Here is a 16,090-nt window from a genome sequence, read left to right as displayed (position 1 = left end):
ATCACATGAAAATTAAACAAGATGGAAAAATTTCACAGCTTTTGATGATTGCAGTTTTGATTGGCTTAACGCTGATGCTGTGTACTGCTATTTGGTTAAGTACAAACAAATCCGATGCAGATAAAACTGAGAGTGAGGGAGAGCATAACGAGGCTAATGATAGTGATGCTGAAGCAGAACACGCAGAAGAAGGTGAACTTCAGCTTAGTGCTCAGCAAATGATAGAACAAGGAATTAAAATTGCGACTGCGGAAAATGGTTTGGTCGAAAATATTATTCAATTGCCGGGTAAATTGGCCGTCAATACAGATCAGCAGGCACATATTTCCCCAAATTTTAGCGGACATGTCGAGCAAGTCAGTGTGGCACTCGGTCAAACCGTACAAAAAGGGCAAACTCTAGCTGTGCTTTCTGTGCCTGAATTAATTGATCAGCAAGCTAATTTGCGTATGGTAGAAGCCAATTTAGATTTGTCTCGCCAAGATTATCAGCGTGAGCAAAAGCTATGGTCTCAAGGGATTTCTGCCAAACAGGACTTTCAGCGTGCCGAAAATACCTATCGTCAGGCTCAAATTAGCGTACAGTCAGCACAATCGCGCTTGCAAGCTTTGGGCGCAAATAGCGGTCAAAATGGGCGATTTATTATTCGCGCGCCAATTTCTGGAGTGATTAGTCAAAAAGATATTGTGGTGGGTGAAAATGTGCAATTGGCAGACCAATTATTCACCATCGAACAGCTTAAAGATTTGTGGCTGGAATTTAACTTAGCTCATCAATATTCCGCACAATTACAAAAGGGTCAAAACGTCTCTTTCAAAATTAATGGCTCAGATCAGCTCTATAGCGCAGAGATACAAAGCCTGACATCACAGGCAGATGTGCAAACTGGACGCTTGGTGGTACGCGCCAAATTAAAACAACAATCTGCTGAGCTTCGCCCGAATGTGATGGTCAATGTGCTATTGGCAGATTCAGGTACTAAAAATGTATTACGGGTGCAAAAGTCCGCCGTGCAAAGCATAGAGGGTAAAGACAGTATTTTTATTGTTGAATCTGAACAAAAAGGTCAAGTGCATTTAAAAGCGCAAGCGCTAAAACTTGGACAAGCATCCAGTGATGGGCAATGGCTAGAAGTGATTTCGGGTCTTGAGGCTGGGCAAAAGTATATTTCCCAAGGCAGTTTTTTACTGAAATCTGAACTGGAAAAAGACGAGGCTGGCCATGAACACTAATTCAGAGAATCCTAACACAAATTTACCAAAGCCAGAAGGTCTATTCGAACGCATTATTCAGTTTTCAATTCAAAATGCAATTTGGGTGATGCTGTTTGTCTGTACATGGATTGCCGTCGGGATTTACAGTTATCAAAAACTGCCGATTGATGCAGTACCTGATATTACCAATACCCAAGTGCAAATTAATACGCAGGCCAATGGCTTTACAGCGTTAGAAGTTGAACAGCGGATTACTTATCCGATTGAAAATGCGATGGCAGGTATTCCAGATTTGGAGTTGACCCGTTCTATTTCCCGTTATGGCCTGTCACAAGTCACGATTGTCTTTAAAGACGGTACGGATATTTACTGGGCACGTCAGCAAATTAATCAGCGGGTACAGGAAGTTCAGTCGTCATTGCCAGCTCAGGTTTCTCCGACGATGTCGCCCGTTTCGACAGGTTTGGGCGAGATTTATCAATGGGTGCTGAAAGCAGAACCCAATGCAAAAAAAGCAGATGGTACGGCATATAGCGCGATGGATTTGCGTGAAATTCAGGACTGGATTGTGCGTCCGCAATTACAGCGTGTACAAGGTGTTGCCGAGGTCAACAGTATTGGTGGTTTTAATAAAACCTACGTGGTTTCACCTGATTTAAACCGCATGCAACAGCTGAACCTGTCATTAGAACAATTACAGCAAGCGCTTACAGAAAATAATGAAAACCGTGGTGCAGGATTTATTGAGGAAAATGGTCAGCAGTTAACAGTTCGAGTGCCGGGAACCTTAAACACCATTTCAGATATTGAAAACACCATGATTGACAGCCCAAATGGCAGTCCAATTCGGGTGGGTGATATTGCGCAAGTCTCCATTGGGCATGATTTGCGCACAGGTGGTGCAACCTATAACGGAGAAGAAACGGTTTTAGGTATTGCCATGATGGCTATGGGACAAAATAGCCGAACTGTCTCGAAAGCTGTAGATTCCAAAATTAAAGACATTCAAGCCAGCTTACCCAAAGGGGTAAAAATTGAAACAGTGTATGACCGTACCACATTGGTGGAGAAAGCGATTAAAACCGTTCAAAAGAACTTGGTTGAAGGCGCAATTCTAGTCATCATCATTTTATTTATCTTTTTAGGCAATATCCGTGCAGCACTCATTACGGCCTGTGTTATTCCGCTGTCAATGCTGTTTACCTTAACCGGCATGGCACAAAAGAATATCAGCGCGAATTTGATGAGCTTAGGTGCGCTGGATTTCGGGATTATTGTTGATGGTGCTGTGGTTATTGTTGAAAACTGTATCCGCCGCTTGGCGCATGCACAGCAAACATTAAAGCGTCCATTAACGCAAAATGAACGTTTTAAAGAAGTCTTTTTGGCTGCACGTCAGGCGCGCCGTCCGCTGATATTCGGTCAGTTAATTATTTTAGTGGTTTATTTACCAATTTTTGCTTTAAGTGGTGTAGAAGCAAAAATGTTCCATCCGATGGCATTAACTGTGGTATTGGCACTTGTGGCGGCGATCATTCTGTCTATTACATTTGTACCTGCTGCTGTAGCGCTTTGGGTGAAAGGTGAAATTAAAGAAACAGAAAGCCGTTGGATGAATTGGCTGAAAAAGCAGTATCTTCAAATTTTAAATAAAGCCTTTCATTACAAGGCTGTAGTGATGACTTTTGCACTGTGTTTACTGCTCATTACTGGGCTTTTAAGCACCAAAATTGGCAGTGAGTTTGCACCACAGCTGAGTGAGGGTGATTTTGCAGTTCAGTTGATGCGCTCACCAAGCACAGGCCTAGAAGAATCATTAAAAATGCAGGAGAACGCTGAGAAATTGCTGCTGAAAAAATTTCCAGAGATTCAGGCTGTATTTGCTCGTACAGGTACAGCAGAAGTGGCAACCGATGTAATGCCTCCGAACATTTCCGATGGTTATATTATGCTCAAACCACGTAATGAATGGCCGAACCCTAAAGAAAGTGTGGATGAACTGCGTGGCCGTATGGTGGCTTATGTGGCTACGATTCCTGGCAATAACAGTGAGTTTTCTCAACCGATTGAACTGCGCTTTAATGAGTTGATCTCAGGTGTGCGTAGTGATGTGGGCATTAAAATATTTGGCGATGATATGCAAGTGCTCAACACAGAAGCCACTAAGATCGCCAAAATTATGCAGCAAGTTGCGGGGAGCAGCGCCGTAAAAGTTGAACAAACTTCAGGTTTACCTTTATTAAATATTGAAATAGATAAGGCTTTGGCTGCGCAATATGGTTTAAGCGTTAAATCTATACAGGATACTGTGGCAGCCAGTGTCAGTGGACAAAGTGTAGGAGAGATTTTAGAAGGTGATCGCCGTTTTGATTTTGTTATTCGTTTAAATGATCAAGATCGTAATGTAAGTACGATTTCACAACTACCGTTAAAGTTGCCAAATGGTGGCAGTATTGTACTCTCAAATGTTGCCACAGTCTCTAATGTAGATGGGATCAATCAAGTCAGCCGTGAGAATGGTAAACGCCGTATTGTAGTGACTGCCAATGTTGAAGGCCGTGATTTAGGTTCTTTTGTGGCGGATATGCAGACTCAGCTGAAACAATATGCATTACCAAGCGGTTATTGGATTGAATATGGCGGTCAATTTGAAAACCTTGCATCTGCCAAAGCAAGAATGCAAATTGTCATTCCTTTAGCACTACTGACCATCTTTATTTTATTAATGGCAGTATTTCATAATGTGAAAGAAAGTCTGCTGGTCTTTACTGGCGTACCCTTTGCCTTAACGGGCGGTGTATTGTTTCTTTGGTTAAGAGATATTCCGCTTTCGATGTCTGCAGGGATTGGATTTATTGCACTCTCAGGTGTTGCTGTGCTGAATGGCCTGGTCATGCTGACCTTCATTAAAGAACTGGGGGACAAGTATCCATTGCATGAAGCCGTATGGCAGGGCGCTGTACTTCGATTACGCCCAGTACTCATGACTGCCTGTGTTGCCTCTTTAGGTTTTGTACCAATGGCTTTGGCAACAGGTACAGGTGCGGAAGTGCAACGGCCTTTAGCGACTGTGGTGATTGGCGGTATTCTTTCTTCCACCTTGCTGACCTTGGTGCTATTGCCTGTGCTTTACCGCTGGCTTAATACATCTCGATCTCAATAATCTAGACTAAGCAATTTTGATTAAAACGATATTGCATTAACCCATACGGTTCATTCATTAGACAGAATGGATCGTATGGACTCAGAATCCAATCAATATTTAAAATCAGCAAATCAGCAAAAGCCGATACTCACCTGCATTTTCAACAGGTGCGCGGTGCACACAAGGCAAAACTGGCTGTGTAGGATGATCAACCGCCAAACGCCATAGATGACCATTGCCTAGATTTACAGGCACAGCATTGTCTTTGAGCTGATAATGTAAATCAAAAAAATATTCCGCTAAAAAGTCATCAAATTCTGAGACAGGACCATCGTATAAAGCTTTGAGTTGCTCTCGTATTTCAGGAATTAAGATTTTTTGTGTGACTTGATCATTTGGCACAATATCACTGGAAGCACCATAATATGTACATAAAAAGGTATCGGTAGCGATAGGTGATCGATCGACATGAAAAGAATAAACATCGGTTGAGATGAAATCGAATTCATCATCTCGTTCATAACATTTGAGCAAGTTCAACGAAGGTGATGCACCAAATGCTGTTAATTGTTGCAGATCATTTAAAATAACTTCTCTGGCTAAATGGCCTTGCGATGAAAGTGTTAACTTCATCAGATCATCTATAGAAATTTCGGTTATATTTTCAATCAGTTCGAGTTTTTCGACTATTTCTTTAAAGTCGCCTTGTATGCTGCGTTGCCAGCAAAGCGCATTCATTTGACCTTCGAAATGACGATGAATCAATTCAGAAAATGTAGTGACTACACCAATTTGAGGATGCTGGGAAAAAGTATTGCTCATAATAGGGATCAATTTAAATCTGAGGCGAAGATACTGCGTACAAGGAAGTGCTAGAAGGATTAAGCAGTTTTATTCTATCTTAAACCATAAACTGCTATACAAAATTATTCGAGCATAGGCATTCATCGTTACGCTTTCTGTTTGGCTTTTTGGCGTAAGACATACAAATATAAGCTTTCTACTTTTTCACGTGCCCAAGGTGTAGTACGTAAGAATCGTAGTGATGATTTAACGCTTGGATCTATGCAAAAACATCTAATTTCAATTTTGCGGCTTAAGCCTTCAAAACCACTGTAGTAATCCAATAATTCATCCAAGATGTCAGCAAGTTTTTTGCCGTGTAAAGGGTCATTGGAGGTGCTCATATTAGATCAATCATATTTTGGGAGACCATTATTATAACCTGAGCGAGTTGAAAAAATGAGAGGGTTTGAATTTAAACATCAGGAACGTCAGATTCGCCAATTGATAAGATTCTGATTTCGGCATAACGTATATTATGTTCATTAGCGTACTCGGCATCGTGAATGATAATTTTACAGATTCACGATGTCGAGCTGTGGCAACAGATGCGTTGTGTAGGCCACAGTCTTGGATATGCTATTTAACATAATATATATTATACGAAATAGTATAATTAAGACTTTGATATTTAATACTTTTTTAATTTATGGGTGCTTAAATCTTTCATCTGTGTAACAAACTTGATTTGTTGCTCTTACACATCAAACATATTTTGTGCCGCCAAGATCCTACGCAATACTGACAATATTATTTGTCCTGCCACAATCCTTAGACAAAAAAAAGCCATAACAATTGTTGCTATGGCTAGTTCACATGTATTTCTATATTTAAATCAGTCTACTGTTTTCCTGATTGTTGATTTAGGAAGATTTGATTTCCTCACTACTAAATACTTTAGTCTTTTGCTCTATTTGATCTGGCTTTAAAAATGAAGATGCAAAAATCGCAATGACTGCAAAGCCTGAAATATACGCAATAATTAAATTTGGACTTCCATCACCAATACTCAACAATTTCGTCGCGATTAATGGTGCTAAACCGCCACCTAGCACGCCTGCAAATTGAACTGAGATTGAAATACCGCTATAACGTATTTCTGCTGGAAATTGACGTGAAAATAACTGTGACTGCGGTGCATACATCAAAGGAAAAACCACACCAATACCAATCACTATGGCCGTCCAAACCAATACCGGATCCTTGGTATTTAACATCGCAAAAAATGGATAGCTGTATAAAGCCAATACGCATAAACCAAATCTAAACATGTTTTTTTGCCCAACTTTATCAGACAAATGCCCAAAAATTGGCGTAATAACCATGATGACTGCAGCACCACAAATCGTTGCAAACAAGATATCTTGTCGAGGAATATTTAGCTGTGTGGTTGTATAAGCTAAAGCAAATGTCGATGCCAAATAGAACCAAGCATTTTCAGCAGCTCGAGATAAAATGATGGTAATCAATTGCTTAGGATGATTTTTAAACACTTGTTTTGCTGGAACTTTAATTGATTCGGTTTGAGCTTTCACTTTTTCAAAGTCTGGTGATTCAGGTACTTTTACACGAATATACCAACCTACAGCCAGTAAAATAATGCTAGCTAAAAATGGTAGACGCCAACCCCAGCTAAATAGTGCTTCTTCAGGCAACATTGAGACTAGACCTAAAGCTACCGAAGCGAGCAATAAACCACCACCTGTACTGGCTTGCGGTAAACTTCCCCAAAAGCCTTTTTTACCCGCTGGCGCATGCTCTACCGCCATGAGGACTGCTCCGCCCCATTCTCCACCCATGGCCATGCCCTGTATAAATCTTAAAATAATTAAACAGACCGTTGCCCAATAACCAATGGTTTCAAATGTCGGTAACAACCCAATCATCACCGTTGGAATACCCATCAACATTAATGTGACCAATAACATTGATTTACGACCGATTTTATCGCCGAAATGACCAAAAACAATTCCACCAAGTGGTCGACCAATAAATCCTACAGCATAGGTAGCAAATGCAGCCAACACGCCAGTTAAGGGATCAAGATTTGGGAAAAAAAGTCGGTTGAAAATGAGTGCTGCGGCAGCACCATAGATAAAAAAGTCATACCATTCGATGGTTGTACCCACCATGCTGGAAATACCCGCTAAACGATGCGAGGACTTAGCTGGTGGAGCTGTGTTTCCCTGTACATTTTGCATTGTTATCTTCCTTATTCTGCAAGATATTTCTATATTGCATTTTCACGATGCTTGATTTGTTTGATGATTTTCTTCTTGAAAATCAATATTTTTTAGATCTTATATGTTTTAATTTACGCTAAGTCACTTGTTCATATCGAACATGAAATCAAATATGAATATTGACCACGTGTTTGAACCGTTTAATTATTAATCTACTGATTAAATAGATATTTCCTCCATTATTTTATCTAAGCTCGGACTAGATTGTTGCCACTTTGGCTGTTTGTCTTTATCCACAATTAATGCACGTACACCTTCGACAATATCGCCATGTTGAAACCAAACGTCTTGTAAATGTCGTTCAATTTGCATGCATTGCTTTAGTGAAAGACCACGACCTAAATGCTGGAGTTGTAAACTGATTCTTTTCGCAATTGGAGAACGTTGTTCCAAGGTATTGCGTATTTTTAACGCCCACGCTTGAGCATCATTATGCTGTTCATTTTCAAGACTATTTTCAATGGCATCAATACTCTCAAAACCAAAATGCTTACGAATTAAATCTGCATTTTGACTAAGTTCACTTTCCGCTGGTCGAGTAATATATTTCGCAATCAATTGTTCAATATTTTCCTTACTTAGTTGCTTAGAATTTCTTAAATCTTCTTCTAATTGAATAAGTTGCTCACTCGGAACATGGTAGTCAATCAAATCTAGATATAACGCATCGCTGGCACTGATTTGATCACCCGTAATTGCCATGTACACACCAATATCATCTAAACGGGATAAAAAGTGTGTCGCAGCCACATCTGGGAAAAATCCAATGGCAGTTTCAGGCATGGCAAATTTAGATTTTTCGCTGCTGATAAGCACATGACATGCTTGCGCCAAGCCAAATCCACCACCAAGTACATAACCATCGAGTATGACAATAATGGGTTTTTCATAGGCACGAATGGTATTCAGCATTTCATACTCAGCTTGAAAATAAGCTTGATGATCTTCTTTACCATTCATATAACTATCATAGAGATAACGAATATCTCCACCTGCACAAAATGCTTTAGGACTATTTGAGCGAATAAGTACGGCATGAATAATGGTTTGATCAGCCCATAGTGCTAATTGCTGTTGAATGCCTTGGATCATTTCCAAAGACAAGGCATTTAAACTTGCCACGCGATCTAAACTGATTTGGCCTAAATGTACATGTTCTTCAATCATTAAGTTATTTGTACTCATATCCATATAATCCTTTTTTATTTTTAATTGTTTTTAAAATTGGCTTGGCGCTTTTCAACAAATGCTTGCATGCCTTCTTTTTGGTCTTGAGTTGCAAAAATCGAATGGAATGTTCTACGTTCAAAGCGTAAACCTTCTTGCAAACTGACTTCAAATGCACGGTTAATTGACTCTTTGATCATCATGGTTGCCACTACAGATTTTTCGGCTATTTTTTTAGCAGCATTTAAGGTCTTTTCGACTAACTCCTCTTTAGGGAAGACTTGAGCAACTAAACCACTCTGCTCTGCTTCTACTGCGCCCATTTGTCTGGCAGTCAGACACATTTCCATGGCTTTGGCCTTACCAATAGCAAGCGTTAAACGCTGTGTACCACCTATTCCTGGAATTACACCCAAAGTTACTTCTGGTAAACCAAATTTTGCATTGTCGGCACAGTAAATAAAGTCACACATGAGCGCTAACTCACAGCCTCCACCTAACGCATAACCACAGACAGCTGCGATTAAAGGTTTACGGCGCTGAGCAATTCGATCTGCCAGATGAAAAAAATCATCCAAATAAATATTCGGAAAACTCAGTTCAGCCATTTCCTTAATATCTGCACCAGCGGCAAAGGCTTTTTCTGAACCTGTAATAACCATACAACCGATGGTTGGATCTCGATCTAAATCATCCAAGGCCAAATTAAGGTCTTTAATTATTGTGCTATTCAACGCATTTAAGGCCTGAGGACGATTTAAAGTAATAAGTCCAACACCATTGTTCTTTTCGAGCAGAATCGTTTCAAATTGCATGTGAGATCCCTATATATGTTCAATATTTATGAGTAGGCTTCGTCTGAAGCCTTGTCGTTTTAAATGTCTTAATGACAACGTTATAAGCTGCGGGCAATTACTAAACGTTGGATATCACTCGTACCTTCATAGATTTGGCAAATACGTGCATCACGATATATACGCTCTATCGGGAAATCTTTGAGATAGCCATAACCTCCAAAGACTTGTAATGCTGCTGAGCAAACACGTTCAGCCATTTCAGATGAAAAAAGCTTGGCCATAGACGCTTCATTTAAGCAAGGTTGTCCTGCTTCTTTTAAACGTGCCGCGTGATAGACCAATTGGCGTGCGGCCTCTATTTCTGTTGCCATACTTGCCAATCGGAACGCAACTGCCTGATGTTCAAAGATCGGCTTTCCAAAGGTAATACGCTCTTTGGCATATCGGGTTGCTTCTTCTAATGCTGCACGTGCAAGACCAACTGCTTGCGCCGCTATACCAATACGACCGCCTTCTAGATTTGATAAGGCGATTTTCAAACCTTCACCTTCTTTTCCTAACATTAGGCTTTCATGCACTCGCACGTCTGTTAGTGCAATTTGGCAGGTATCTGAGGCATGTAATCCAAGCTTTTCTTCAGTACGAATCACTTCATAACCGGGTGTTTCTCTTGGGACAATAAAAGCACTCAAGCCTTTTTTCCCTGCACTTGGATCAGTCACAGCAAAAACAATAATGACCCCTGCATTATGTCCAGAGGTAATAAACTGCTTAGCACCATTAATCACCCATTCATTGCCATCTTTTACTGCACGAGTTTTAATGGCAGCAGCATCTGAACCCGTATGTGGCTCAGTTAATGCAAATGCACCGATCATTTTGCCTTGTGCTAAAGGCACTAAATATTTCTGCTTTTGTTCTTCTGTGCCAAATTTAGCAATAGGAACACAGCCTACCGAGTTATGTACACTCATAATGGTTGAGGTTGCCCCATCGGCCGCGGCAATCTCTTCTAAAGCCATAACATAGGCAAGATTACCTGTATCTGAACCACCCCATTCATCTGATACCAACATACCCAATAAACCCAGTTCCCCCATCTGCGCTAAAGCCGCTTTGGGAAAAGTTCCGTGTTTATCCCATTCAGCTGCTTGAGGTTTAATTTGTTCCTGTGCGAAACTGCGTGCCATGTCCTGAATTAATAATTGTTCTTCGGTAAATTGCATCTTATCTTCCTGTACATCAATCAATTGCTTTCATCCAATTTAAAAATGATTGGAAATGAATGAAAGCTTGATTCCTGATCCTGATTGTTCGGCATTCATTTAGGGTTAATCGTTGCGTCTTTTAACTTGCATGCTGCGTGGATTGTTTCGCAATCTCTTGATTTCTTAATAAGAAACGCTGAATTTTTCCGCTTGGGGTTTTCGGTAGTTCTTGAACGAACTCCACCAATCGTGGATAAGCATGTGCAGATAAGCGCTTTTTCACAAATTGCCCTAGTTGCTCTGCTAACTCTTCTGACGCTGTGACATGCTCAGCTAAAATCACAAAAGCTTTTACGATTTCTGTCCGATCAGGATCAGGTACACCAATGACCGCAGCTTCAATCACTGCATCATGCTCAAGTAAAGCGCTTTCTACATCGAATGGCCCAATACGATAACCTGATGTTGTAATCACATCATCATTACGACCAACGAAGCTCATACTGCCATCTGCGTGTAATTCTGCGGTATCACCCGTGAGGTAATAATGCTTTAAAAAGGGTGACTTACGACTTTCTTTATAGCCACCAAACCACATCATCGGTGATTGACTGATATCGACGGCAAGCACTCCCGGCGTTCCTGCAGCTAACTCTTGCCCTTGTTCATCAACAACCGCCACGCGATATCCCGGACTGGCATAACCTGCGACACCTGCGCGAATATCATGTTGTAAGCCATGATGATTACACACCACCATACCAACTTCAGTCTGACCATAATGGTCAAAGATCGGTGCATCTAAAACTTGTTTAAACCAGCGGAACACTTCAGGGTTAAGCGGCTCACCAGCGCTACTGACGACTCGAAATTTCCCTTTGAGTTTTGCCATTTGTTCAGGATCAGCTGCCATCATCATCCGATACGCTGTCGGTGCGCCTGCAAGGTTCGTCACTTTGTAGTCATCTACGATCTGACACAAACTATCAATGCTAAAACCACCTTCGTAAAAGAGTGTTGCATGTCCAAGTAAAAGTGGCCCAGTAATTCCGTAATACAAACCATAAGCCCAACCCGGATCGGCAATATTCCAAAACGAATCATCTTCACGTAGCCCTACCGCATTTTTCATATATTGACCAAAAGCGATTAAGGCTTTGAGCGGGACTTCTAAAGGTTTTGCAGGACCTGTAGTACCTGAAGTAAACATCAAAAGAAATGGATCATTGATGCTCTGTAGGACAATTTCACAATCTGTAGACTGTGCGTTTACTTCATCCCAAAAGTTTAAATCTCCCTGTTGTATCCCTTGACCCGCTAGATCTGCAACAGTAACGATTTGAGGACAATGTGCAACTTCATCTAATTTACTGCGATTACCAACATCGCTAATCACCAATTTGCTTTGTGCAAGGTGTAAACGATGTTCAATGGCTTTGGGGCCAAAGGCGGTAAATAGCGGTTGATATACAGCACCTATTCGCCAAGCCCCTAAAATCACCACAAGTAATTCAACTGTACGGGGTAATAAACCCGATACACGATCACCTTTTTGCACACCCTGTGACTTTAAAAAATTGGCAAATAGGCTTGACCACTGTTGCAGCTCTGCAAAGGTATATTGTTCTTTCCGCCCATCTTTGCCTTGCCAATACAGTGCAACCTTATCTTGATCAATCGCATGACGGTCGCAGCATTCATAACATGCATTTAATTGCTCTAAAGAGCCTGATAACATTTCTTTGGCAGCATGATTTAAGTCAAATGCCTTTGCAACATCTTGATAATTCGACATCTTATCTACCTCAGTCTCAATTTATTGTTATTCCGACACGAGTGTTAGTATTTTTAGCCATCCCTAGGCTAGATTTAAAAATTCAATGCGATTATTCAGCGTCCTTAGGTAAGTATTGCTGCACGATGCTGGAAAAATCTAAGTGTGCATTACCTTGTAAACACAGCTGTTGATACATTTGCTGAACCAGTCCGCCTAAAATAATCGGCTGTTTGACTTGTCCTGCGGCTTCTACAGCCAATCCTAAATCTTTCAACATCAACTGCGTTGCAAAACCATCGGTATAGCCACGTCCTGCAGGTGCATTTGCTGAGATACCCGGCCATGGATTACATACATCCGAACTCCAGCAACGTCCGCTCGAACTATTCACCACACCTGCTAAGGCTTGAGGATCAATCCCCAGACGCGCACCGAGCGCCATACCTTCAGCAACGGCTGCCATGGAAATACCAAGAATCAAGTTATTGCAAATTTTCGCAATTTGACCTGCACCCACATCACCACAATGCACAATGTTTTTACCCATGTGGCCCAATACCGCTTTGGTTTTTTCAAAGGTTTGATCATCCGAACCGACCATAAAGGTTAATGTACCTGCCTGAGCACCAATAGTTCCGCCTGAAACAGGTGCATCACAGATTTTTATCTGATATGCAGCACCTACCTCGGCTATGTCCTTAATGGTTTGCGGATCAATGGTACTGCTATCGATACATAAGCTTCCTGCTTTCATTACCGCCAATACACCATTTTCTCCCAAATACACTTCTTTGACATGCTTGGCAGCAGGCAACATGCTAATCACAACATCTGCTTGTTTCGCTGCATCTTGTGGGCTTTGGCAAACAATGCCACCTGCTTCAGTAAAATGCTGAATCGCAATTTCGCTTAAGTCGAAACCGTAAACCGTAAAACCTGCTTTGAGTAGGTTTTGGGCCATTTTTCCGCCCATGTTTCCTAAACCGATAAAGGCAATATTCATCCTTGAACTCCTAAATTAACGTAGGTTAATGGTGGTATTCACTTCACCTTTTTCTTGTGTATCTTCGAACCAACGACTGGTGATGGTTTTGGTTTGTGTATAGAACTGAACTGCTTGCTTACCATATGGACCTAAGTCACCCAGTTTTGAACCACGCGATCCTGTAAAGCTAAAGAAAGGTACAGGTACAGGAATTGGAATATTGATACCCACTTGACCAATATCGATATCGCTTTGGAATGTACGAGCAACTGCACCACTTTGTGTAAATAGTCCAACACCGTTGCCGAATGGATTGGCATTAATCAATTCAATCGCCTGCTCCAGAGTATCGACATGAATAATGGCTAATACGGGTCCAAAGATCTCTTCGGTATAGATGCGCATATCGGTTGAAACTTGATTAAAAATCGTTGCTCCGACAAAGTTTCCTTGCTCATAGCCGATGACTTGAACATCACGACCATCCAGCAACAGCTCTGCGCCTTGTTCTACACCGCTTTGAATTAAATCCAGTACACGTGCTTTTGCGCGAGGTGAAATGACTGGGCCAATATCGGTATTCGGCTCATGCCCTGCATTAACCTTCAGCGTTTTGGCTTTTTCAACCAGTTCATTGACCCATTCTTTACTTTCACCAACCATGACAGCAACCGACAAAGCCATACAACGCTGACCTGCCGCACCAAATGCTGCACCAACGAGAGCATTTAAAGTTTGTTCTTTATTGGCATCTGGCATCACCACCACATGGTTTTTAGCCCCCATCATCGACTGCACACGTTTTCCATGCTGTCCTGCAAGGTTATATACATGTGTACCAACAGCCGTAGAGCCTACAAATGAAATGGCCTTAATAGCTTGATGTGTGCATAAACGATCAACAACGTCTTTACCACCATGAACTACGTTTAATACACCTGCTGGAATACCGGCTTCAATCGCAAGTTCTACAAGCATCATGGTCGACAATGGATCTTGTTCAGATGGCTTTAAGACAAAGGTATTTCCACTGACAATGGCCATTGGGAACATCCACAGTGGAATCATCGCAGGAAAGTTAAATGGCGTAATTCCTGCACATACACCCAAAGGTTGCTGCAAAGTATAGGTATCCACACCACGTGCAACACCTTCTATATATTCGCCCATTTGAAGTGTGCCAACCGAACACGCATGCTCAACGACTTCTAAACCACGTTGAATATCACCTTCAGCATCTGCTAGCGTCTTTCCTTGCTCAGCAGTCAGTACACGGGCAATGTCTTTCATATTGCTACGGATCAGATCTTGTAGCTTCAACATAATGCGCATACGTGCTTGTACGTGTGTTAAGCGCCAAGTCTTAAACGCCTCTTGCGCTGAAGCAATCGCTGCATCCACTTCTTCCATAGTCGCCATTGGAACACGACCCAAAACCTCTTGAGTTGCAGGATTTAGAATGTCTTGCCACTCTGTAGTGTTTGACTCTACAAATTTACCGTTAATTAATAATTTAGCCGTCGCAGACTGAATATTTGACATTGTGTTCATGACCTCTCCATAGGCACTTATTGTTTTGTACTGACTTAGAAAATATCCAAAAGCCTTATATTTATATTTTCCAATTCACTTCAAACTAGCAAAGAAAATTTTGACTACCAATAGAGATTCACGCACGATTGATGTGCAAATATGCACAGGGATGACAATAACAATGAAAGTAGATTGGGATCATTTACAGTATTTTTTGGTTTTGGCTCGTGCGAAAACCCTAACCAATACCGCACGTATTATCGGTGTTGAGCACAGTACGGTTTCTCGACGTATACATGCGCTAGAACTGGCTTTAGGCACGCCATTATTTAAACGTGAAGCCACAGGTTATGAACTCACTTTAGAAGGTTTGGCACTGGTTCCTCGCGTTGAACAAATGGAACAGGCATTTTTACAAATCGAAAAACCCAACCAACCTATGCAAGGTCGTGTGCGAATTGGCACACCCGAAGGGTTTGGAACGGCATTTTTGACACAGCTCTTGGCAGAATTGTCCAAAAAATACCCTCTGCTGACTATCGACCTTATTCCTGTACCGAAAATGATCAAGCTTTCACATCGTGAAGCAGATATTGTTATTTCCATCGATCGACCGAAATCAGGCCCCTATATAATTACTCGACTGGCAGACTATTGTTTAAAGATTTATGGCAGTAAAGAATACTTAAAAAACACGCAACCCATTCATACATTAGAAGATTTAAAATCACACACTTTTGTGAACTATATAGATGATCTAGTCTATAGCCCAGAACTGTATTGTTTAGAACGTTTACCTATTCAGCTCAATGCAAACTTTAGAAGTAGTAGTATTTTGGCTCAACAAATTGCTGTGAGTGCGGGTGCAGGATTGGCAATATTGCCCAAGTTTTTGGCCGAGGAAAAACCCGAATTAGAACAAGTCTTGGCGCAAGATGTTCGTTTTGTGCATACCTTTTGGATGCTGACCTTAGTCGATTTACAGCATGAGCCGCGTATTAAACTGGTTTGGGACTTTTTGAGAAAAAGAACCGACCAATATCATAATTTATTAATGGATTAAGAAATGAAGCTACCTTCCAAACTATAACTGTTATAGAAATTTAGATGAATGTTGTATCTATGCTTTCAAGCGATATACCCCAATAATCACCTATAACCACTAGGGATTTAGAGTA

At 41.2% G+C, this 16,090-nt stretch carries 12 protein-coding genes; 3 read left to right on the top strand and 9 right to left on the bottom strand.

Going from position 1 to position 16,090, the window contains the following annotated elements; genetic code table 11:
- The first annotated feature begins 5 nt into the window (after positions 1–5).
- Together FTV04_RS01430 and FTV04_RS01425 are read left to right on the top strand one after the other, a co-directional pair.
- Entirely contained in the window at positions 6–1,232 is a 1,227-nt protein-coding gene (locus FTV04_RS01430; RefSeq protein WP_180088287.1) for an efflux RND transporter periplasmic adaptor subunit, read from the top strand.
- Positions 1,222–4,377, top strand: a complete 3,156-nt coding sequence (locus FTV04_RS01425; RefSeq protein ID WP_180088285.1) for an efflux RND transporter permease subunit — start codon at positions 1,222–1,224, stop codon at positions 4,375–4,377. The genes FTV04_RS01430 and FTV04_RS01425 overlap by 11 nt, the downstream gene beginning before the upstream one ends.
- Positions 4,378–4,482: 105 nt before the next feature.
- Here FTV04_RS01425 and FTV04_RS01420 read toward each other — a convergent pair whose 3' ends face one another.
- The 9 genes from FTV04_RS01420 to FTV04_RS01380 form a co-directional block, all read right to left on the bottom strand.
- Positions 4,483–5,181 (bottom strand): DUF1826 domain-containing protein, encoded by a 699-nt coding sequence (locus tag FTV04_RS01420; RefSeq protein ID WP_180088283.1) that lies wholly within the window; start codon positions 5,179–5,181, stop codon positions 4,483–4,485.
- Positions 5,182–5,309: 128 nt separating this feature from the next.
- Positions 5,310–5,546 carry a VF530 family DNA-binding protein gene (locus tag FTV04_RS01415; protein ID WP_180088281.1) on the bottom strand — a complete coding sequence of 79 codons (237 nt, stop codon included), beginning with the start codon at positions 5,544–5,546 and terminating at the stop codon, positions 5,310–5,312.
- A 519-nt stretch (positions 5,547–6,065) separates the two neighbouring features.
- The gene (locus FTV04_RS01410; RefSeq protein ID WP_180088279.1) at positions 6,066–7,403 is read right to left on the bottom strand and encodes an MFS transporter; all 1,338 of its coding nucleotides are present in this window, start codon (positions 7,401–7,403) and stop codon (positions 6,066–6,068) included.
- A 201-nt stretch (positions 7,404–7,604) separates the two neighbouring features.
- Entirely contained in the window at positions 7,605–8,630 is a 1,026-nt protein-coding gene (locus tag FTV04_RS01405) for an enoyl-CoA hydratase/isomerase family protein (RefSeq protein ID WP_180088277.1), read from the bottom strand.
- 23 nt (positions 8,631–8,653) lie between these two features.
- Positions 8,654–9,427 (bottom strand): enoyl-CoA hydratase, encoded by a 774-nt coding sequence (locus FTV04_RS01400; protein WP_180088275.1) that lies wholly within the window; start codon positions 9,425–9,427, stop codon positions 8,654–8,656.
- A gap of 80 nt (positions 9,428–9,507) precedes the next feature.
- Positions 9,508–10,635: an acyl-CoA dehydrogenase family protein gene (locus tag FTV04_RS01395; RefSeq protein ID WP_078190717.1), complete on the bottom strand. Its 1,128-nt coding sequence runs from the start codon at positions 10,633–10,635 to the stop codon at positions 9,508–9,510.
- Positions 10,636–10,756: 121 nt separating this feature from the next.
- Entirely contained in the window at positions 10,757–12,412 is a 1,656-nt protein-coding gene (locus FTV04_RS01390) for an AMP-binding protein (RefSeq protein ID WP_180088273.1), read from the bottom strand.
- A 91-nt stretch (positions 12,413–12,503) separates the two neighbouring features.
- A complete protein-coding gene (gene mmsB / locus FTV04_RS01385) occupies positions 12,504–13,397 on the bottom strand; it encodes a 3-hydroxyisobutyrate dehydrogenase (protein WP_180088271.1) in 894 nt (297 codons plus the stop codon).
- A 15-nt stretch (positions 13,398–13,412) separates the two neighbouring features.
- Entirely contained in the window at positions 13,413–14,930 is a 1,518-nt protein-coding gene (locus tag FTV04_RS01380) for a CoA-acylating methylmalonate-semialdehyde dehydrogenase (protein WP_180088269.1), read from the bottom strand.
- A 163-nt stretch (positions 14,931–15,093) separates the two neighbouring features.
- Here FTV04_RS01380 and FTV04_RS01375 point away from each other — a divergent pair, with 163 nt between their 5' ends.
- Entirely contained in the window at positions 15,094–15,975 is an 882-nt protein-coding gene (locus FTV04_RS01375; RefSeq protein WP_218949878.1) for a LysR family transcriptional regulator, read from the top strand.
- Positions 15,976–16,090 lie beyond the last annotated feature (115 nt).

Origin of the sequence: Acinetobacter sp. YH12219, from assembly GCF_013417875.1 — a bacterium.
Classification (GTDB): domain Bacteria; phylum Pseudomonadota; class Gammaproteobacteria; order Pseudomonadales; family Moraxellaceae; genus Acinetobacter; species Acinetobacter amyesii.
Note: the sequence above shows the minus strand (reverse complement) of the source record. Positions and strands in the feature narration are given on the sequence as shown.

What these genes read in the sequence shown, in the direction of transcription:
- FTV04_RS01430 (WP_180088287.1), top strand. Translation starts at nt 6, where the DNA reads ATGAAAATTAAACAAGATGGAAAAATTTCACAGCTTTTGATGATTGCA.
- FTV04_RS01425 (WP_180088285.1), top strand. Translation starts at nt 1,222, where the DNA reads ATGAACACTAATTCAGAGAATCCTAACACAAATTTACCAAAGCCAGAA.
- FTV04_RS01420 (WP_180088283.1), bottom strand. Translation starts at nt 5,181, where the DNA reads ATGAGCAATACTTTTTCCCAGCATCCTCAAATTGGTGTAGTCACTACA.
- FTV04_RS01415 (WP_180088281.1), bottom strand. Translation starts at nt 5,546, where the DNA reads ATGAGCACCTCCAATGACCCTTTACACGGCAAAAAACTTGCTGACATC.
- FTV04_RS01410 (WP_180088279.1), bottom strand. Translation starts at nt 7,403, where the DNA reads ATGCAAAATGTACAGGGAAACACAGCTCCACCAGCTAAGTCCTCGCAT.
- FTV04_RS01405 (WP_180088277.1), bottom strand. Translation starts at nt 8,630, where the DNA reads ATGAGTACAAATAACTTAATGATTGAAGAACATGTACATTTAGGCCAA.
- FTV04_RS01400 (WP_180088275.1), bottom strand. Translation starts at nt 9,427, where the DNA reads ATGCAATTTGAAACGATTCTGCTCGAAAAGAACAATGGTGTTGGACTT.
- FTV04_RS01395 (WP_078190717.1), bottom strand. Translation starts at nt 10,635, where the DNA reads ATGCAATTTACCGAAGAACAATTATTAATTCAGGACATGGCACGCAGT.
- FTV04_RS01390 (WP_180088273.1), bottom strand. Translation starts at nt 12,412, where the DNA reads ATGTCGAATTATCAAGATGTTGCAAAGGCATTTGACTTAAATCATGCT.
- mmsB (WP_180088271.1), bottom strand. Translation starts at nt 13,397, where the DNA reads ATGAATATTGCCTTTATCGGTTTAGGAAACATGGGCGGAAAAATGGCC.
- FTV04_RS01380 (WP_180088269.1), bottom strand. Translation starts at nt 14,930, where the DNA reads ATGAACACAATGTCAAATATTCAGTCTGCGACGGCTAAATTATTAATT.
- FTV04_RS01375 (WP_218949878.1), top strand. Translation starts at nt 15,094, where the DNA reads ATGAAAGTAGATTGGGATCATTTACAGTATTTTTTGGTTTTGGCTCGT.